Source organism: Cytophagaceae bacterium (assembly GCA_016722655.1).
GTDB lineage: Bacteria > Bacteroidota > Bacteroidia > Cytophagales > Spirosomataceae > Leadbetterella.
In genome coordinates, this window is sequence record JADKIR010000004.1 from 1,935,753 (window position 1) to 1,953,736 (window position 17,984).

Consider the following 17,984-nt stretch of genomic DNA (forward strand, 5'->3'; position numbering starts at 1 on the left):
CAAATTTAATATTATGAGCGAATTCAGAAATAAGGTCGTTTGGATTACCGGAGCTTCGGCAGGAATTGGAGAAGCCACCGCTCTGTCATGTGCCAACGAAGGTGCCATGCTGGTATTGTCGGCAAGAAGAGTAGAAGAGTTGGAAAGAGTCAAAAAACTTACACACCTTCGTGATGAATACGTACTCGTTTTACCCATGGATGTCGAAAATGTGGATTCTTTCCCGGGTTTGGTTCAGCAAGTTTTGGAGAAATTTGGCAGAATAGACATTTTATTTAACAACGCAGGGATTTCGCAGCGTGGAGATGTGCTCAATAGTAAAATGGAAGTTTATTCCAAACTCATGCAGGTCAATTTTATCGGAGTGGTGGCTCTCACCAAAGCCGTGTTGCCGGTCATGATAAAACAGAAATCAGGTCATATAGCCGCTACCAGTAGTGTGGCCGGTATCGTATCGACACCTTTAAGGTCAGGTTATGCCGCCTCAAAACACGCCTTACATGGCTTTTTCGATGCACTCAGAGCCGAAGTGCATAAGTATAATATTAAAGTCACACTCGTTTGTCCCGGATATATCAAAACCGACATTTCACTCAATGCACTCAATACGGAAGGTACTTCTTATGGTAAAATGGATAAAAACCAGGAAAAGGGAATATCGGCCGAAGAATGTGGAAAAAAGATAGTGGAAGCAATAAAAACAGATAAATCGCAGGTGATTATTGCAGGAAAAGAAGGAATGGGTGTATTTTTGAAAAGATTTTTTCCGAAAATATTAGAAAAAATAGTTTTGCGACAAGCACCAAAATGACCCATTTTTTAAAATAAAACAAAGGAAATTATGAAAAAAGACTTATATCTGATCAGACATGCCACTGCTGAAGACGGAGCAAACTCTGCCATGTTTAAAGATATTGAGAGAGAACTGATATCAAAAGGCATCATGCAGTCGGCCCGAATGGGTAAATACTTAACAGAATCAGGTACAGAAATTGAGAAAATATTTTTTAGCCCCGCACGCAGAACGGAGGCCACAGCCAGGCTCATAGCAGAACAAATGACCCTTGGCGAAGAAAAGTTACAAATGATTGAAAGCCTCTACGGAAGTGGCCCAAGAGCCTATTTGGCATTGATAAATGGGCTTCCAGAAACCGTTTCTGCCATCGCAATAGTTGGACATAATCCCGATATTACTTTTTTTTCGGAATACCTTACCCGTGATGATACACAAGGTCACATGAAAAAATGTACAATGATACATTTGCAATTTGACGGTGTAAAATGGGCTGAAATATCACAAAAAAGCGGGAAAATGGTTAAAAGAATTGATGTGAAAAGTCTGGAAAACAATGAAGAATAATAAGATTTTTAAGATCGTGTTTTTTTTGTTTTTATTGGGAGTAATAGCTGTTTTAATAGACATGGCCCGGCAAACCACCGCTCCATGGAACAAAAGAAAACAATTGGAGCGGGCGATACCAAAATAAAAACTGTATCCTTAAATATTAAAGATACAGTCTGATTAACCCCAAAAATTCTATTTAAATACCTTCAGGAAAGTGTTGATTAACCAGCTTTCCTCCGATTTTACTATCTGATCCAGTGTCATTTCGGTGAAAGAACTCACACTCGAAATATCATTTATTATTTTCTGAAATTCCTTTCCTTCTGCAGTATTGTCTTTCAAGTTCTTTTTGATGTCCTCTATTGTGTCAACAATTGGCGTTAGTTCTCTTTTTTTCCTTTCTCTGGCTATGAGTCTTGCCACTTTCCAAATGTCTTTTTCGGCAATAAAATATTCTTTTCTTTCACCCGGAAGCAGCTGTTTGTAGATGATCCCCCAGCTCATCAGGTCGCGGAGGTTCATATTTACATTGCCTCTGGAAATCTGGAGTTCGTCCATGATTTCGTCGGCGTTGAGCGACTTAGGCGAAAGCAGTAGCAGAGCGTGAATCTGCGACATAGTTCTATTGATACCCCATTGGGTAGCCAGTGTACCCCAGGTATGAATAAACCTATCTTTCGCTTCTTTTAATTCCATAAATCTTTTTTTTAAGTACTTGCACGTGTCTTAAGAAGTTCCAAATTAAAATAGTCTTATTGAATTTTCAAAATTTTCTGAAAGTATTTTTCAAAAAAAAAGACTTTGGAGGCCTTTTCGTGCATTTTTACCTGATAATGAGCTAAAATTATGCCAATCGAGGAGTTATTTTTCACAAAAGAGAAATAGAAATCATGTATTTGTAGGACATGACCAATAATAACTGAAGCTTTTTTATGCTAATTAGTTTGCATCCACCAAAATATTTCCGGCAACCATTCCACTCAGATTTTCAATATATTGATTGTTGATAGTCACCACAATTGATTTATCAAAATCCAGAATTTCATTGATTTTTAATCTATCACCGAGTTTAAGGCCATGCCGGTTGATCTGTTTTAAAAACGAACTCTGGGAAATAGCAACCGAAGTAAAAATATAATCTTTATCAATCTTGCCATCACTGAGTTTCATGTAGGCTGTATTGGCTATTCTTCCCTCCTGATCGGGTATGGGCGAACCATGAGGGTCAAATTTCGGGCTATGAAGCAGATCGTTGATTCTGTCAAAAAATATTGTGGAATCTATATGCTCTATCTGTTCGGCAATTTCATGTACTTCGTCCCATTGAAAACCCATTTTTTCGACCAGAAACATCTCAACAAGGCGATGCTTTCTTATTATCACTCCGGCTTCTAATCTACCAGCCTCGGTAAGTGAAAGTGGCCTGTATTTTTCATAAATAAGCAAACCCTTTGCCGCCAGCTTTTTAACCATGCTGTTGACTGTCGGCATTTTTATGTCGAGGCTATTGGCCAGATCCAGCACCGACACATCTTGCCTTTCGGAACTCAGATGAAAAATGGCTTTGAGATAATTTTCTTCGGTGAGTGTCATAATACCTCAAATTTAAGAAAGATATTTTTCTGTAAAAAGAGATGATAAATCTTTTTTGTTAGATTATTCTAACTTTTTAATTTTATTTATATAATTTTGTTAAAATTTTGATTGGATGAATTGGAACCTTAGCTTTTTGGCACTGCCATTTATTTTGGCGGCAAATACCGCTTTTTCACAATACAAATTGTCTGGAAAAGTGAGATCTGGACCTGAAATAGTGGTGGGAGCCACAGTAACGGTTGCGGGAAATTCGGTGATAACTGATACCCTGGGTATGTTTATTTTCAAAGAGTTAAGTGGTCAGGAGGTTTTACTTAGATTAACTTCGGTAGGTTTTCAACCTTTTTACAAAAAATTAAAAGTACAGGACTATGACCACGAACTTATTGTAGAGCTGATGCCAGCCGAAAATATGCTGGAAAGTGTGGTAGTAAGTGGTGCTCTGAAGGAAGTGTCGAAATCAGAAAGTATTATTGCGGTTGACATAATCAAGCCTGAGCTATTTCGAAAAAATGCCTCGCCAGGCTTGTTTGAGGGTTTACAGATGATTTCCGGTGTGCGGCCGCAAGTCAACTGCAGTATATGCAATACCGGAGATATTCATATAAATGGCATGGAAGGGCCATATACAGCGGTTTTGGTGGATGGTATGCCTATAGTATCATCACTGGGGACTGTTTACGGGCTATTGGGGATACCTACCGGAATGATTGAGCGGCTCGAAGTTGTAAAAGGGCCTGCATCAACTCTTTATGGCACTGAGGCAGTAGCCGGTTTGATCAATATTATTACGAGAGTTCCAGGCAAAGGACCACGACTTTGGATGGAAACCAACCTCAATTCCTGGGGCGAGGCTGCTCTGGATTTGGGGATTACCGTTCGAAATAATAAGGCCAGCTTGCTTTCGGGGATGAGCCTTTTTGGTTTTGACCGTAAAATTGACAAAAATCAGGATGGCCTTACTGACCTTAGTCTTCAAAAGAGGATTTCTTGGTTTAATAAAATATCTTACGGCAAAAATTTGTCCGGAAACCTTGCATTGCGATACCTCTTTGAAGACCGGTGGGGAGGACAGACACAATGGAATAACCGCTTCAGGGGAACCGACCAGGTATATGGGGAGAGTATTTTAAGCCATAGGTTGGAGATTATCGGGAAAAATAAAATTTCCTCTCTTTTTGATATAAATTATTCTTTTGTGAGCCATAAGCAGGATTCCCACTATGGAAAAGTGCCATTCATGGCCATTCAAAATATAGCATTTGCCCAGGGTTTATATAGAATTTCCAAATCCTCAGGTTCTTATTTAGTAGGATTGCCTTTGAAATACACATTTTATGAAGATAACACAGCGATAACTGCCCTTCAGCCCCAGCGGCTTTTTAACCCAGCGGTTTTTGTTCAATATGAAAAAGAAATGAGTAGCAGGCTCAAAACACTTTCGGCATTTAGAATCGATTATTTTTCCAACAAAAAATGGGTGCAAAGTCCCCGACTGGCAATAAAATACCAAAGTTCTGACCGACTGAGCAATCTTCGACTCAATTATGGCAATGGTTTTAGGTGGGTCAATGTTTTTTCTGAGGATCATGCCGCCCTCACCGGAGCACGGACGGTTTATATTTCAGATGACTTAAAACCCGAACGTAGCCAAAATATTTCAGCGAATTTTGAGCGGAAGTTACCTATGAAATCGGCTTTTATAGGCTTGGATTTAACGGTTTTTTATAGTTATTTCTCAAACAAAATTATACCTGATTATGACCGTCACCCCGAAAAAATATACTACGATAACTTGCCGGGGTTTCTTGATTCCAAGGGCTTTAGCTTATCATTAGATTACAATCACAGCTCGGGTTTCAGGGTCAACACAAGTATAAGTCTGCTAGATATCAGAAATCATGAAAACAAAAGTTGGAACAGGCCGATTTTAACCGAAAAAGCCAGTGGTACCGGTTTGATTAGCTATAAGTTTAACCGTTTAAATTCTACTATTGATTATACGTTTAACTGGCTCAGCCCCATGCGGCTACCTTTGCAGGGGGCATCAGACCCGCGACCTGAGTATTCGCCATTTACCCAAATCCACAATTTACAGATTACACATACCCAGAGTAAGCGTTTTGAATTTTTTGCAGGCATAAAGAACCTTTTTGATTTTTTACCTTATCGCAATATTCCATTTCTCATCGCCAATGCCTCGGATCCATTTGACAAGCAAGTGGTTTTTGATCAAAACGGAACGGCTGTGCCAACCGCCCAAAATCCCTATGGACTGACCTTTGATCCCTCTTATGTGTATGCATCACTACAGGGGATACGGCTTTTTGGAGGTTTCAGAATTTCATTAGAATGAAAGTTCGATAAAAAAGTACCCTCAGCATGGGAGTTGAGGGTACTTGATTTTAATTCTTCTTAGGCGGTGCGGGTGGAGGTGGCGGCGGAGCCATTTCTGTTTCGGGAAATGGAGTTACCTGAGCCGGTGGTGGTGGTGGAGGCATCAATCCTTTCGCAGGCCTTGGGGGAGGAGGTGGCGGAACTGAACCTTTCGGAAATTTTGGTTTTTTTGGCGGTTTCGGAGCCTCCGGAAAATCAGTATTAATTTTTGATTTTACTTCAGGTGGTAAAAGGTTTACTATGGCCTTAATAGTTTTATCCATTTCTTTTCCGATTCTGTCCATAGGCTCAGCAATTTTATCCATTTCAGCTGCCTTTCGGTCCATTTCTTCTGAAACTTTCTCCATATCAGCATTATTTAAGTCAGCTTTTTGTGCGACTTCATCCATCTTTTCAGCAATTTTATCGATTTCCGAACTAAGCTTATCCACCTCAGTCTCGTAGGTTTTTTGCAATTTTTCATACTCTTTCGAATCAGGCCTTAGCTTAGCTGTTTTCTTTGAAAAATCGCCGGATTTTTTGCTGATTGCATTGCTCAGTTGGGTTATTTCATTGCTATATGCTTGCAACGGCTCGAGGTCCAGGTTCAATTTTGCTGACCATTCGCTCATTTTTTTGCTTTGTTCTTCCATCAGTTTTGATTGCTCCTCCATGAGTTTACTCTGAATATCCATTTGCCTTTTATGTTCTTCAAGAGCGTCAAGGTGCTGATCAACAATTACCTTATTTTCAGGACTCAATTCTATTTCTTTTCCATTGAAAAACAGCTTTTTATCTTTTATCGTAAAATTATTATTATCCGAACTTATGGATATACTGTTATGCTGAGGAAATAGCGTATCGGCAACCGCAACATATTGACTTTTATTAACTTTTGCAGGCTTTTCAGTTTTTTTACTTTGGGCCACTGCGAAAAAAGTTACCAGCAAGCCCATTAATATCCATAAACTTTCTTTTGGAAAGCTTCGGCTTGATTTTAGTCCCAGAATCCTGTGGATGCGTTCCGTAAATGCACTTTGCTTTTTGCCAAATGCAAGTGCAAGTGCCGGCGTAATACGGGTTTCCTGTAGTTTTAGTAAAGTGTTGGCCAGCAGGATTTTATCCCCGGTGTATTCCAAAGCAAGTTGGTCGGTACATATTTCTCTTTCTTTTCTAATCTGAGCCGAAACTACCCAAAAAACAGGATGATAAAAATATACAACATCAAGAAACGACTGAAGCAGATTTACCAGATAATCATTGCGTTTTATATGGGCCAATTCATGAGCAAGAATTATTTCGATTTGGCTCATCGAAAAACCACTCACGAGACTCACCGGTAGCAAAACAACCGGTTTGAAATAACCCATCATCAATGGTACATCGATTATTGCACTGGTTTTTAATAAAATGCCCTTTTTGATCCCCATTTTGGCTTTTAAATTTTCAAAAAGAGTAATTAAATTTTGAGTAATTACCGCATTTGATTTGTTTTTCAGATTTACAATCCAAAAGTACCCCGTCAGCATTTTTAAGGATAACATCACAAAACCCACACTCCAAAGCCCCACGATGATTGGTAGATTTTGTTTGAAATAAATAAGAGTCTTTGCCAAAAATGATAAGGTTAAAGCTTTGGTTTCAAAATATAGCCCTGAATTGTTGGTTGACGTGTTTTGACTAATCCACAAAAATGTGGCAATTGAAGTAAAAAATTGTAAAGTCATGACCAACAGACCGGTGCGGTACCGGATCGTCGCATTTTTGGTCAAAAGATTTACCAAAAAATAAACAAGTGAAAATAATAAAATCTGCCAAATGGCATGAAGGAGAGTCCAACCTAGGGCGGTTGCCAATGGGCCGGACAAGAATTTTACTAAGGTTTCCATAAAGATTTTGTTTAGGAGCAATGACCCGCAGGCCATTACTCAAATTTGCTTTTTCATAATTTGTAAAAGTGTCAGGATTTTTGTTCCAGATCATCAATAACCTGGCGTAGCTGTTCCAATTCGTCTTTTGTCGTGTTGTGGTTGCCCAAAATCTGCATCATCATTTTCATGGCGTTGCCACGATATAGATTATGCATAAATCCGTTAAGAATGTCTTTCTGGGCTTTTTCTTCCTCAATTTTGGCCTGATATACATGTTGTTTACCGGTTGGGTACCTGCTCACCAGTCCTTTCTCATGCATAATCTGGAGTAATTTCAAAGTGGTGGTATAACCCGATTCTTTGGTTTTGTTGATTTCCTCATTGACTTCCTTCACTGTGGCATGGCCTTTTTCCCACAGAATATTCAGGATTTCGAGTTCCGAATCGGTTGGCTTTATTATATTTTCCATTTTACGAATTGTTTCGTACAAATTTAAAACGAAAGTTTTCGTATGTGCAAATATTTTCTACGATTTTTTTCGTAATAAATGTTAAAAAATATTTAGCTATCTTATATACAGATAGTTATGGTTTTATTTTTTTTAATAGAAATCAAAAAGTAAAATACCTTTAGCTTCAATTTTTTTTATTTTCTGCAAATACATATATTTACTAATACATTTCAACCATAAATAAATTGATGAAAAAATTTCTTTTTCTTCTCCTGATATCATTTTCTGCAATCGCCCAAAAGCCCTGGACTGCCCAGTGGATCAAAGTCCCTGGTGAAACCGACTATAATTTTGGCGTTTATCATTTTAGAAAAACTATAGAATTGGCGTCCAAACCCGATAAATTCGTGGTACACGTTTCGGCCGACAACCGTTATAAATTGTACATAAACGGCGAGATGGTTTCTATGGGTCCGGCAAGAGGAGATGTGTTTAACTGGAATTTTGAAACTGTCGATATAGCTCCTTACTTAAAATCAGGTAAGAATGTTTTAGCTGCTCAGGTTTGGCAACTGGCCGAAGAACGTCCCATGGCCCAGATCACCTTCCGTACGGGTTTTATTTTGCAGGGTGAAACCGAAAAAGAAGCGATTGTAAATACAAATAATTCCTGGAAAGGAATCCGAAATGAAGCTTATTCAGTAAAAAAGCCTGAAGTCACTTACGTTTATTACGTAGTAGGCCCGCAGGAAACCGTCGATATGAACAAATATCCCGTAGGGTGGGAGCTGATGAATTTTGATGACAGCCAATGGAAAAAAGCTCAGGGAGCCGGTCAGGGGCTTCTCAAAACCAATACCGACTGGTCAGAAGGCTGGCTGCTTACGCCCCGGAGAATTCCTCTCATGGAAAGGAATGAGGTGGTTTTTAAAAAAGTGAGATCAGCAAAAGGCATGAACGTACCTGAGGATTTTCCCTACGAATGGGCCCGGCTCGACGTCCCCGCCAATAGTAAAGTAGAGATATTGATTGACCAGCAGGAACTTATGAATGCCTATCCGGCTTTTGAGCTTTCCGGCGGCAAAAACGCCAAAGTGAGCCTGCAATGCACCGAAGCATTTTATTTCAATCAAAATTCCGGAGACTGGCGAAGAGAGATGACCAAACCCAACCGAAACGAAGTAAGCGAAAACTTCAGAATGGTGGGTCCAAAAGACCTCATAATCAGCAATGGACAGAAAAATCAGACCTGGGAGTCACTTTGGTACCGCACTTTCCGGTATGTAAAACTTGAAATTGAAACCGGAGAAGAACCCCTGATCCTGACTAATTTCCGGGCCATCCAGACCGGCTATCCATTCGATTTGAAATCGAAGTTTAGTTCCGATAATCCCAAAATCAACAAGATGCTTGAAATAGGCTGGCGTACTGCCCGACTATGTGCCACCGAAACCTACATGGACTGCCCTTTTTATGAGCAACTCCAATATGTGGGCGACACCCGCATTCAGGCCATGATTTCTTATTATAATGCCGGTGATGACCGCCTCGCCCGCAATGCCATTTTGCATTTTGCTCATTCACAATTAACTGAAGGAGTCACTCAAAGTAGGTTTCCAAGCTATGTTCCGCAGCAAATTCCTCCTTTTTCATTATGGTGGATAGGCATGCTTCATGACTATTACTATTACCGGGCCGATGCTCCATTTGTCAAAGACTTATTGCCACAATCGCGTAGAATTTTGGAGTGGTTTGGCAAGCTACAGCAACCCGATGGCACGTTAAAAAAAGTGCCCTACTGGAATTTTTCGGATTGGTCAGAAGACCCCGACTGGAATGGCGGGCGTGCTCCATCAACCGAACAGGGAGAGTCATCAGTTATGGATTTACAGTTGCTGTGGGCTTTACAAAACGCATACGAACTCGAACTCAAACTGGGCTCAGCCGAGCAGGCTGCCATTTATAAAGCCAAAATTTTGAAACTCAAATCTGCCATAAAACCAAAGTATTTTGATACCAAAAAAGGCTTGTTTAGCGACACACCCGAGTGGAAACACTACAGTCAACATCCCAATGTGCTGGCAGTGCTTACAGGGGTTGTTGTCGGACAGGAAGCCAAAGAAATAATGCAGAAAACCTTGAGCGACAACTCATTGATGCCTTGCAGTATTTATTTTAAATATTACCTGCATCTGGCTGCCCGCAAGGCTGGTCTCATGAACGACTACCTCGACTACCTCAATCTCTGGGATGCCGCTATGGATCAGGGTCTAAGCACCTGGCCCGAAATGACCGACCCCACCAAAAGTCGCTCCGACTGCCATGCCTGGAGTGCCCACCCCAACATCGAGTTTTACCGTACAGTTTTGGGAATCGACACCGACGGCCCGGGTTTTTCAAAAGTCAGAATCGAACCCATTTTAGGGAAACTCAAAGAGGCCTCGGGAAGCATTCCGCATCCCGCCGGCGAACTTGCTGTAAACTACAAAATAGAAAATGGCAAACTTAAAAGTATCATCAAACTTCCGGTAGGAGTAAGTGGGAAATTTGTTTTTGCCGGAAAAACGTTGCCATTGAAAAGCGGCGAGAATAAATTTGAACTGTAAACCCGAAAATCTCAAAAGGTTTCATGATGAGAGACTTAAATACAATAAAATCAATTTGCTGGAAGTAAAATTTTGGGAAGAAAAAGCACTGCTTTTAGTGACCTCTTTTTGACTAAAATTTTACCGAAACTAATTTATTTTGAAGTATTTATGACTCGGAATCGAAATCCTGTTGAGATTTTTGGGTTAAACACTGTATTGATTTTTTTGGGCGTGCCCTCCTTTTGTTTCGCTAAGTCTCCACAAAAGGAGGTCGGGTGTTCGCTACTCGCCTCCTCCCACGCCTATAGCGTGGTGCGGGGGCTCAAACATGCCGCTCACCCCCTCACGCGGTATTTATCTTGTGAACCGGTCTGACCTTCGGTGCTGACCTACGTTTGGAATTAACCAAGGTTATTTTTCTCCCTCACGCAGTATTTATCTTGTGAACCGGTCTGACCTTCGGTGCTGACCTACATTCAGGTTTTAAATTCCCGTATAATTAAACGGACTGATTTGCTTCAGTTCAAATTTCACTTTGTCAGAAATATCAAGCGTTTCGATGAAATCTCTGATAGCTTTTTCAGTGATTTTCTCATTCTTACGGGTAAGGTCTTTCAGGGCCTCATAAGGTTTCGGATATCCTTCACGACGCAACACCGTCTGAATCGCCTCAGCTACCACTGCCCAGTTGTCGTCCAGATCTTGTTTGATGGCTGCCTCGTTGAGTTCGAGTTTTTCAAGTCCTTTCAATATTGATTTCAAGGAAATTATGGTATGCGAAAGCGGAACTCCAACATTACGAAGAACAGTAGAATCAGTGAGGTCTCTTTGCAGCCTCGAAATGGGCAATTTGGCTGAAAAATGCTCAAAAAGGGCGTTTGCAATTCCCAGATTTCCTTCTGCATTTTCAAAATCAATAGGATTTACCTTATGTGGCATGGCCGATGAACCAATTTCACCCGCTTTGATTTTTTGCTTAAAATAATTCATGGACACATACTGCCACACATCCCGACAAAGGTCAATTAGTATGGTATTGATGCGTTTCAGATTGTCAAAATAAGCTCCAAGGTTATCATAATGCTCGATTTGGGTTGTGGTTTGACTGCGGCTGAGACCCAGAATTCCGTTTACAAAATCATTCCCAAAAGCCACCCAGTCGTGTTCAGGGAAAGCTATAAGATGGGCGTTAAAATTGCCGGTAGCTCCACCAAACTTAGCAGAATACGGAATTGAAGCCAGCAGGCCTACCTGATTGACCAATCTCTCCACAAACACATTGAGCTCTTTGCCCAATCGGGTAGGAGAAGCCGGTTGCCCATGGGTTTTGGCCAGCATCGGAATATGATTCCATTCAGTGGCCAGGTTTTTGATTTTGAGCATCACTTCTATTAATGCCGGTTGCACTACTTTCTCGTGGGCATCTTTGATTGAAAGCGGTATAGCTGTATTGTTGATATCCTGTGAGGTAAGACCAAAATGGATAAACTCCGAAAACTGACCGACACCGAGACCTTCAAATTTATTCTTGATGAAATATTCCACTGCTTTTACGTCGTGATTGGTGGTTTTTTCAATTTCTTTGATTTCCAGGGCATCTTGCTCGGTAAATTCTCCATAGATTTTCTTCAGAGCCGGGTATAAAACCTTGTCAAAAGTACTCAGCTGTGGCAAAGGAAGCTCACAGAGTGCAATGAAGTACTCGATTTCGACCCTTACACGATACCTGATTAATCCAAACTCAGAGAAGTATTCGGCTAAATCACTGGTTTGGCGGCGGTAACGGCCATCAACCGGTGAAATTGCGTTTAGAGAATTTAACGTCATATTTTGCTTATTAAAAGGCAAAATTACTAAATTGCTTCCAAAATCAACCTTAAAATATACTCAAATGCTTGAACCTTCACCATTTTTAGGCGAATTCATGGGCACGCTTGTGCTCCTTTTATTTGGTAACGGCGTAGTTGCCAACGTTTTACTTTCGAAAACCAAAGGACAAAATTCCGGATTAATAGTAATTACAACTGCATGGGCTATGGCGGTAACTTTTGGCGTTTTTGTAGCTCAAAAATTTGGCAGTGAAGCTGCTCACCTCAATCCGGCACTTACCATTGCATTTGCCTTTCAATCAGGTGATTGGAGTAATGTTTTGCCTTTTATTGCTGCACAAATGCTGGGAGCTATTTTTGGTGCCACCCTCACATGGTTGTTTTATTACCCCCATTGGGAAGCTACAGAAGATAAAGCAGCAAAATTGGGTGTCTTTGCTACTTCTCCGGCCATTAAACATACCCCTTCCAATTTCTTCGCAGAGTTTTTGGGTACATTTATTTTATTTGTAGGTGTTTCTTCTATTTATGCCTCACAAGGCTCCGGTTTATCTCCCTATTTGGTAGGCATGCTGGTGTTAGTAATTGGAAATGCCCTCGGTGGCACTACTGGTTACGCTATCAATCCTGCCCGCGATTTGGGGCCAAGAATAGCCCATGCTTTGTTACCTATTGCCGGCAAAGGCGACAGCAACTGGTCATACGCCTGGATTCCGGTTGTAGGTCCGATTTTAGGGGCTGTGGTGGGGAGTTTGTTATTTTAAAACGTTAATTATGAGAAGCTTAATTTTTATTTTTTTGATTGGTTCTTTTTGTCATGTTACACATGGACAAAAACTCAGAAAGATTTTTAATAACAAAGACCTTGATGGATGGATTGTCCCTAATCCTAATTACGATAACTGGTCGGTAAAAGACAAAATGCTTTTGGTAAAAAGCAGCGATGACCGCAAAGGAAGTATTCTTTGGACGCAAAAAACTTATAAAAACTTTATCGTTGAAGTTGAATATAAGGATGTGAGTGGGGTAGTGGATTCAGGAATTTTTTTGAGGGGAGAAAACGACCAGATACAGATTGGGATTTCGGGGTCGCTAAAAAGAGACCTTACGGCTTCACCCTATATACCGGGCAAAAGGTACCCTGTTGAGGCCAAAACCGAAGGAATATTGAAAGTTGGCGACTGGAATACTTTAAAAGTTAAAGTTTTGGGTCAAACCTATACTGTTTGGCTAAACGGAATAGAAGTGATGACCTATACCTCCGAAAATATACCCAATACAGGGCCCATCGGCATACAATTGCACCCGGGCAATGACATGAGTATTCAGTATCGTAAAATACGTTTGGCTGAAATTTAAAAGTCTTATTTTGGTTGATTATTAATAGGTTATTCTTGGTTTTTTAAGCAAGAAATTCATTTTATGAATAGTCAATACCCAGAGTTTTATGTACGTATTCCGTTTTAAGTTCGATTTTAGGGGTTCTGGTGTGGAGTTTGTTGTTTTAAAGAGTTTTTTCTTTGTAAATAAAACTGATTGAAATGCGACTTTTTATTTTATTATTACTTATTAACTTGCCTTTAAAATCATTTTCAAATACCCCAAAATTTGACAATTATATTACAATTTGCCGTGCTTACGGCGTGGTAAAATATTTTTCGAAGGAATGTGCAAGTGGAAAACTGAATATTGAAGATTACACCTATAGTTTTGTAGAAAAAAATGATTTTAATGATGATATTAATGTGTTATTAAACAGATACTTAGATGCTTTCAAAACAAAAAGTATTAAAGGTGACTCAATAGATTTTATCAGGTTTAATAAATATCTGAAAAGCCAAAAATTTGAAAACCGAAATGACTTTTTTTGGATTAATAATGAAGCGTTTAGTGCAGAAAATAAAAGAAAGATTTATAGCATAATTAACTCTTATATACCAAAAAATAATAAAAGCTTCAATCTGACTGAGAAGTCAAAAGTAATTAATCACAAAAATTTTCTCAAAAGTGACTCCACTCAAAGTAATTTAAAATATCTGGTTGGTTTTTTTCAGTTTTGGAATGTAATTAAATATTATTATCCTCATCTCAAATCTATAGATAAAAATTGGGATAATGTTTTGAATGATAATTTACCATCATTTTTAACGGTGAATAATGACAATAATTTTAAAATGGAATTGATGTCCCTAACCACTATTTTGAGGGATTCTCATGTTTTTGTAAAGCAAAAAAATAAAAAAGATAATAATTTAAGACACCCATTAGGTTTTAAAGCGATTGAAAATAAAATTGTTCTGTTTTCAATCTTAAATGACAGTGTTAGGATATCGATACCATTAAAAAAAGGTGCTTTATTAACCAAGATTAATGAAATTTCTGTAGACTCAGCTTTCCAAACTTTTTTAAAATATCATTCTCAGTCTAATTCTAGGATTGCTTTTTTTAATTTTTCCAGGAGTCTACCAACCTTGTTAAACGATTCAGTAAGCTTAACTTTTAATGATTCAATTAAGGTTAGTTCCAAGAAAATTAAAGATGAAAAGATCAATTTGGATGATTATTATAAAGAATTAATTATTTCTAAAGACATTTCAGAAAAAATTGGGTTCATTAATGCATCAGAAATTGGCTACTTTGAATTTGGCAGAGCAATCAAAAAATTAAAGCATAAAGAATTTATTATTTTTGATTGCCGGGGTTATGCAAGTTTGGCTGTTTTGCGTTATGGTTATTTGTTAAATGGTAAACCAAAGAGTGTTGCTTCTTATTATTATCCGTTTTTTAAGATTCCAGGTTATTTTATTTATGGACAGGATAATTATTATGGGTCATCTTTTGAAATAGCTTTAAAGATTTCAGGCCTTTTAAGAGAGAATGCAAAGAAGATTGTTCCCACTTTTAGAAAGCCTTTTATGGGAAAAGCAATCATTTTAGTTAATGAAAGAGCGAATTCTTTTGGCGAAACCAATATTATGGCTTTGATGGCATATTGTAAAAATTCTATTTTGATTGGTTCAAATACCTCAGGTTCAAACGGGAATGTTGCAATTTGTAATCTAATTGGTGACATAGAAATTGGTTTTACAGGAATAGATTTTCGATTTCCAAATGATGTTTCAACTCAAAGAACTGGAATTTCTCCGAATATTTTTGTTAATCAATCTTTGAGTGATTTTAGTCTTGGAAAAGATACAGTATTGGATTTTGCTATTCAGTTTATTAACGAAAAAGAATAATCTGCACCTATGGTTCGGCATTTTATTTCCTATACCACAAACTCCCCATAATTTTCATTTGTAATTACCTGTGTAGTATGCTCAGGGTAAGCCTGTAAAAAAGACTTCGGAAAGCCCACTTTCTGGTTTTTCCATTTGATTTCGTAGGCATTTAGCATCCCGCCGGTTTCTTCGATATAGTCAATTTCGGCCTGGTCGCGGGTACGCCAGAAAAACGTATTGGGGGTGTGACTGGTGTAGGCATTCCGTTTTTTCCTTTCCGAAATCAGGTAATTCTCCCACAATGCCCCCACGTCAGCCCGCAAATCTACCGGATTGTAATTGCTGATGAGTACATTTCTGATGCCATTGTCATAAAAATAGTATTTCTTGCCTTTTTTGAGCTCATTCCGCAGGTTTCGGCTAAGGGCTGGTAACTTAAATACTATGAACGCTTTTTCGAGTAAATCGATATATTTTTCTACTGTAGCAGTATCAATATTTCCAATCAGTCTTGCCAGTTCGTTGAAGTTTACTTCCTGCCCCACCTGAAATGCCAAAGCTTGCAGTAGTTTTTCCAATACCGCCGTTTTCCTGATGCCGTCAATCATCAGCAGGTCTTTGTAAAGGTAACTTTTCGAAATTTCGAGCAGAGCTTCCTTCTCATTTCCGGGGTTGTTGATTATTTCTGGATATGATCCAAAAACCAGGCGGGTATGTAAAAGCCTTTTGGCCTCAAGCGTTCCTAAAGTATCTGTTAATTCCTGAAAACTGACCGGGAAAAGTTGAAACTCCCGCTTTCTACCGGTAAGGGGTTCGGCGGTTTTGTCCATCAGATCAAGTGCCGAAGAGCCCGTAGCAATTACCTGAATATGAGGGTAATTGTCGTAAATTAATTTGATTTTCTTTCCAATGTCCTGTATCTGCTGGGCTTCATCAATGATTACCAGTTCGGTATCATTGCCTATTAATCCCATCAGCTGAGTGCTGGTGTCAGCATCAGAAAACGCTCTGTAAATGTCAGCCTCATCGGCATTAAACCACTTAAACGGCTTGCCAATGGTTTGTGTCAATGTGCGTAAAAGAGTAGTTTTACCTACCTGTCTTGCTCCCAAAAGCATAATAACTTTTCCCTTAAAGCACTGCTGTACAAGGTTATTTAAGAGCATTCTTTTGATCATATTCATTCAAAATTATGCTCAAATATATATCAATTATTTTTTATAATCGAAAAATTACGCCTTTTTTTTAGAATATAATCGAAAAAATACGCCATTTTTTTAGAATATAATCGAAAAATTACGCCATTTTGTAATATCATTTCGAAATGAAAGAAAGGAAAATCAATCTGATTCTTCAAGAATAAATATCTCTTCAACAGGCTTTTGAAATAATCTGGCAATCTTCAATGCCAAAACTGTTGACGGTACGTATTTCCCACTTTCCATAGCATTTATTGTCTGTCGGCTTACACCTATTTTATCAGCTAATTCGGATTGCGTAATATTCAATATTGCCCGCTCGATTTTAAGTTTGTTTTTCATTTATTTATCCGAATAAACTAAAAAGTGAAATCTAAAAATAAATATAATTAAGGGTGTGAAAATATTTAAAAAAGGCACAAATAAAAAAGTAAATCCATGAATCACAAGGGTGGCAATAAGCAATAGCCCATAATTTACATAAAGTGCCCACTGAAGCGACTCTAACCTGATTTTCGAAATATATTCATCTTCTTTATGATGCTTTGAAAAAGCTATCAGCAAAAGAGAAACCGTTGTTCCTAGTAGAGCAAAATCATTGGTTAGGTTAAGAAAATTCGGTGAATCTTTAACAAATATATCATTTGAATTAATATTAAAATCAAAATGTAAAAAGCCCGGAACTTTAAGTGTCAAAAACTCAAATTGAAATTCATAAAACAAACAAAAGAAACTTAGAACCAAAAATGGAATTGCTAAAACTACTCCATAAATTTTCAAACGATGAGGAAACAAAAATCTGGCATCCATTATTTTATAATTTTAAGTAAAACATATTTTACCAAATGTAAACTATATTTTACTTTTAATCAAGTATTTTTTACAAAAAGTTTAACAAAATAAAAAGACCATCCGAAGATGGTCTTTAAACTTAAAACTAAAACCTAAACTTAAGACTCATTCCCCCATTTCGTCGGCACTAGGACCATAAGGACCCGGCACCGGAATATTCAGAAGTCTAAGGCAAACCTGCAACTGGGCACGATGGTGGGCATTTTGACCCATGGCATGGCGGAATGTTTCCCAGCGTTCGAGTTCCATGAAGATTTGGTCACCGGAGCAAAGTAACCATTTTTCTTGCAGGATATCATCTGTGGAGGCATTGAGGGCATCAGTAGCTTGGGAAAGGCACTCATCAAAGCGGGCCACCATCTCTTCGGCCGTATCAAATTTTTGAGGTTGCCAGCCGCCTTCGGCAAAGTCCCATTTTGGATGCAAAAGACCGTTGGTAATCATATCCGGAATTTCGGCCAGGTGAGTAGCCAAAGTTCTGATATCCATGCTTTTTGGGTGTGGTCGCCAGTCCATTTTGTCGGCAGGGATTATTTCCAGCATTCGGCGGGTTTGTACACCTTCCTGTGCCAACTCTTTCTTAAAAGCTTCAATAAATGTCATCATAGTTTTATAATTTGATTTGTAAAAAATTCTTTTTTTTTAATCGTAAATC

The 17,984-nt window shown here is 38.7% G+C and carries 17 protein-coding genes; 8 read left to right on the forward strand and 9 right to left on the reverse strand.

What is annotated here, in order from left to right; all coding sequences use genetic code 11:
• The first annotated feature begins 13 nt into the window (after nucleotides 1–13).
• The 3 genes from IPP61_08845 to IPP61_08855 are packed head-to-tail and all read left to right on the forward strand — an operon-like array spanning nucleotide 14 to nucleotide 1,487.
• Complete coding sequence (locus IPP61_08845) at nucleotides 14–811, forward strand: SDR family oxidoreductase (GenBank protein ID MBL0325272.1); 798 nt, start codon at nucleotides 14–16, stop codon at nucleotides 809–811.
• Between the two features lie 30 nt (nucleotides 812–841).
• Nucleotides 842–1,360, forward strand: a complete 519-nt coding sequence (locus IPP61_08850) for a histidine phosphatase family protein (GenBank protein ID MBL0325273.1) — start codon at nucleotides 842–844, stop codon at nucleotides 1,358–1,360.
• The gene (locus IPP61_08855; GenBank protein MBL0325274.1) at nucleotides 1,350–1,487 is read left to right on the forward strand and encodes a hypothetical protein; all 138 of its coding nucleotides are present in this window, start codon (nucleotides 1,350–1,352) and stop codon (nucleotides 1,485–1,487) included. Before IPP61_08850 ends, IPP61_08855 begins: the two co-directional genes overlap by 11 nt.
• A gap of 50 nt (nucleotides 1,488–1,537) precedes the next feature.
• Here IPP61_08855 and IPP61_08860 read toward each other — a convergent pair whose 3' ends face one another.
• Nucleotides 1,538–2,041: a transcriptional regulator gene (locus tag IPP61_08860; GenBank protein MBL0325275.1), complete on the reverse strand. Its 504-nt coding sequence runs from the start codon at nucleotides 2,039–2,041 to the stop codon at nucleotides 1,538–1,540.
• A 243-nt stretch (nucleotides 2,042–2,284) separates the two neighbouring features.
• Nucleotides 2,285–2,941 carry a metal-dependent transcriptional regulator gene (locus IPP61_08865; GenBank protein ID MBL0325276.1) on the reverse strand — a complete coding sequence of 219 codons (657 nt, stop codon included), beginning with the start codon at nucleotides 2,939–2,941 and terminating at the stop codon, nucleotides 2,285–2,287.
• Nucleotides 2,942–3,053: 112 nt separating this feature from the next.
• Between IPP61_08865 and IPP61_08870 the strand changes: the two genes are divergently transcribed.
• On the forward strand, nucleotides 3,054–5,297 hold the full coding sequence (locus tag IPP61_08870; protein MBL0325277.1) for a TonB-dependent receptor plug domain-containing protein: 2,244 nt from the start codon (nucleotides 3,054–3,056) through the stop codon (nucleotides 5,295–5,297).
• Between the two features lie 49 nt (nucleotides 5,298–5,346).
• On the opposite strand, the gene IPP61_08875 is transcribed toward IPP61_08870, so the two are convergent.
• Together IPP61_08875 and IPP61_08880 are read right to left on the reverse strand one after the other, a co-directional pair.
• The gene (locus tag IPP61_08875; GenBank protein MBL0325278.1) at nucleotides 5,347–7,206 is read right to left on the reverse strand and encodes a M48 family metalloprotease; all 1,860 of its coding nucleotides are present in this window, start codon (nucleotides 7,204–7,206) and stop codon (nucleotides 5,347–5,349) included.
• A gap of 71 nt (nucleotides 7,207–7,277) precedes the next feature.
• Nucleotides 7,278–7,658 (reverse strand): BlaI/MecI/CopY family transcriptional regulator, encoded by a 381-nt coding sequence (locus tag IPP61_08880; GenBank protein ID MBL0325279.1) that lies wholly within the window; start codon nucleotides 7,656–7,658, stop codon nucleotides 7,278–7,280.
• Between the two features lie 230 nt (nucleotides 7,659–7,888).
• On the opposite strand from IPP61_08880, the gene IPP61_08885 reads away from it, so the two are divergent.
• The gene (locus IPP61_08885) at nucleotides 7,889–10,246 is read left to right on the forward strand and encodes an alpha-L-rhamnosidase N-terminal domain-containing protein (protein MBL0325280.1); all 2,358 of its coding nucleotides are present in this window, start codon (nucleotides 7,889–7,891) and stop codon (nucleotides 10,244–10,246) included.
• A 465-nt stretch (nucleotides 10,247–10,711) separates the two neighbouring features.
• On the opposite strand, the gene purB is transcribed toward IPP61_08885, so the two are convergent.
• Nucleotides 10,712–12,055 (reverse strand): adenylosuccinate lyase, encoded by a 1,344-nt coding sequence (gene purB / locus IPP61_08890; protein ID MBL0325281.1) that lies wholly within the window; start codon nucleotides 12,053–12,055, stop codon nucleotides 10,712–10,714.
• A 64-nt stretch (nucleotides 12,056–12,119) separates the two neighbouring features.
• On the opposite strand from purB, the gene IPP61_08895 reads away from it, so the two are divergent.
• From IPP61_08895 to IPP61_08905, 3 genes are all read left to right on the forward strand, one after another.
• Entirely contained in the window at nucleotides 12,120–12,821 is a 702-nt protein-coding gene (locus tag IPP61_08895) for an aquaporin family protein (GenBank protein ID MBL0325282.1), read from the forward strand.
• A 10-nt stretch (nucleotides 12,822–12,831) separates the two neighbouring features.
• Entirely contained in the window at nucleotides 12,832–13,416 is a 585-nt protein-coding gene (locus tag IPP61_08900; protein ID MBL0325283.1) for a DUF1080 domain-containing protein, read from the forward strand.
• 182 nt (nucleotides 13,417–13,598) lie between these two features.
• A complete protein-coding gene (locus tag IPP61_08905; GenBank protein MBL0325284.1) occupies nucleotides 13,599–15,296 on the forward strand; it encodes a hypothetical protein in 1,698 nt (565 codons plus the stop codon).
• A 29-nt stretch (nucleotides 15,297–15,325) separates the two neighbouring features.
• On the opposite strand, the gene IPP61_08910 is transcribed toward IPP61_08905, so the two are convergent.
• From IPP61_08910 to IPP61_08925, 4 genes are all read right to left on the reverse strand, one after another.
• Entirely contained in the window at nucleotides 15,326–16,456 is a 1,131-nt protein-coding gene (locus IPP61_08910; protein MBL0325285.1) for an ATP-binding protein, read from the reverse strand.
• 162 nt (nucleotides 16,457–16,618) lie between these two features.
• Nucleotides 16,619–16,819, reverse strand: coding sequence for a helix-turn-helix transcriptional regulator (locus IPP61_08915; GenBank protein ID MBL0325286.1), 201 nt, complete (start codon nucleotides 16,817–16,819; stop codon nucleotides 16,619–16,621).
• Nucleotides 16,820–17,287, reverse strand: coding sequence for a hypothetical protein (locus IPP61_08920; protein MBL0325287.1), 468 nt, complete (start codon nucleotides 17,285–17,287; stop codon nucleotides 16,820–16,822).
• Between the two features lie 147 nt (nucleotides 17,288–17,434).
• Nucleotides 17,435–17,935 (reverse strand): DinB family protein, encoded by a 501-nt coding sequence (locus tag IPP61_08925; protein MBL0325288.1) that lies wholly within the window; start codon nucleotides 17,933–17,935, stop codon nucleotides 17,435–17,437.
• Nucleotides 17,936–17,984 lie beyond the last annotated feature (49 nt).

Excerpts from the sequence above, each read along its gene's own strand:
- IPP61_08875 (MBL0325278.1), bottom strand. The coding sequence starts at position 7,206 with ATGGAAACCTTAGTAAAATTCTTGTCCGGCCCATTGGCAACCGCCCTA.
- IPP61_08845 (MBL0325272.1), top strand. The coding sequence starts at position 14 with ATGAGCGAATTCAGAAATAAGGTCGTTTGGATTACCGGAGCTTCGGCA.
- IPP61_08885 (MBL0325280.1), top strand. The coding sequence starts at position 7,889 with ATGAAAAAATTTCTTTTTCTTCTCCTGATATCATTTTCTGCAATCGCC.
- IPP61_08860 (MBL0325275.1), bottom strand. The coding sequence starts at position 2,041 with ATGGAATTAAAAGAAGCGAAAGATAGGTTTATTCATACCTGGGGTACA.
- IPP61_08915 (MBL0325286.1), bottom strand. The coding sequence starts at position 16,819 with ATGAAAAACAAACTTAAAATCGAGCGGGCAATATTGAATATTACGCAA.
- IPP61_08855 (MBL0325274.1), top strand. The coding sequence starts at position 1,350 with ATGAAGAATAATAAGATTTTTAAGATCGTGTTTTTTTTGTTTTTATTG.
- IPP61_08920 (MBL0325287.1), bottom strand. The coding sequence starts at position 17,287 with ATGGATGCCAGATTTTTGTTTCCTCATCGTTTGAAAATTTATGGAGTA.
- IPP61_08870 (MBL0325277.1), top strand. The coding sequence starts at position 3,054 with ATGAATTGGAACCTTAGCTTTTTGGCACTGCCATTTATTTTGGCGGCA.
- IPP61_08880 (MBL0325279.1), bottom strand. The coding sequence starts at position 7,658 with ATGGAAAATATAATAAAGCCAACCGATTCGGAACTCGAAATCCTGAAT.
- IPP61_08900 (MBL0325283.1), top strand. The coding sequence starts at position 12,832 with ATGAGAAGCTTAATTTTTATTTTTTTGATTGGTTCTTTTTGTCATGTT.
- IPP61_08910 (MBL0325285.1), bottom strand. The coding sequence starts at position 16,456 with ATGATCAAAAGAATGCTCTTAAATAACCTTGTACAGCAGTGCTTTAAG.
- IPP61_08895 (MBL0325282.1), top strand. The coding sequence starts at position 12,120 with ATGCTTGAACCTTCACCATTTTTAGGCGAATTCATGGGCACGCTTGTG.
- IPP61_08850 (MBL0325273.1), top strand. The coding sequence starts at position 842 with ATGAAAAAAGACTTATATCTGATCAGACATGCCACTGCTGAAGACGGA.
- purB (MBL0325281.1), bottom strand. The coding sequence starts at position 12,055 with ATGACGTTAAATTCTCTAAACGCAATTTCACCGGTTGATGGCCGTTAC.
- IPP61_08925 (MBL0325288.1), bottom strand. The coding sequence starts at position 17,935 with ATGATGACATTTATTGAAGCTTTTAAGAAAGAGTTGGCACAGGAAGGT.
- IPP61_08905 (MBL0325284.1), top strand. The coding sequence starts at position 13,599 with ATGCGACTTTTTATTTTATTATTACTTATTAACTTGCCTTTAAAATCA.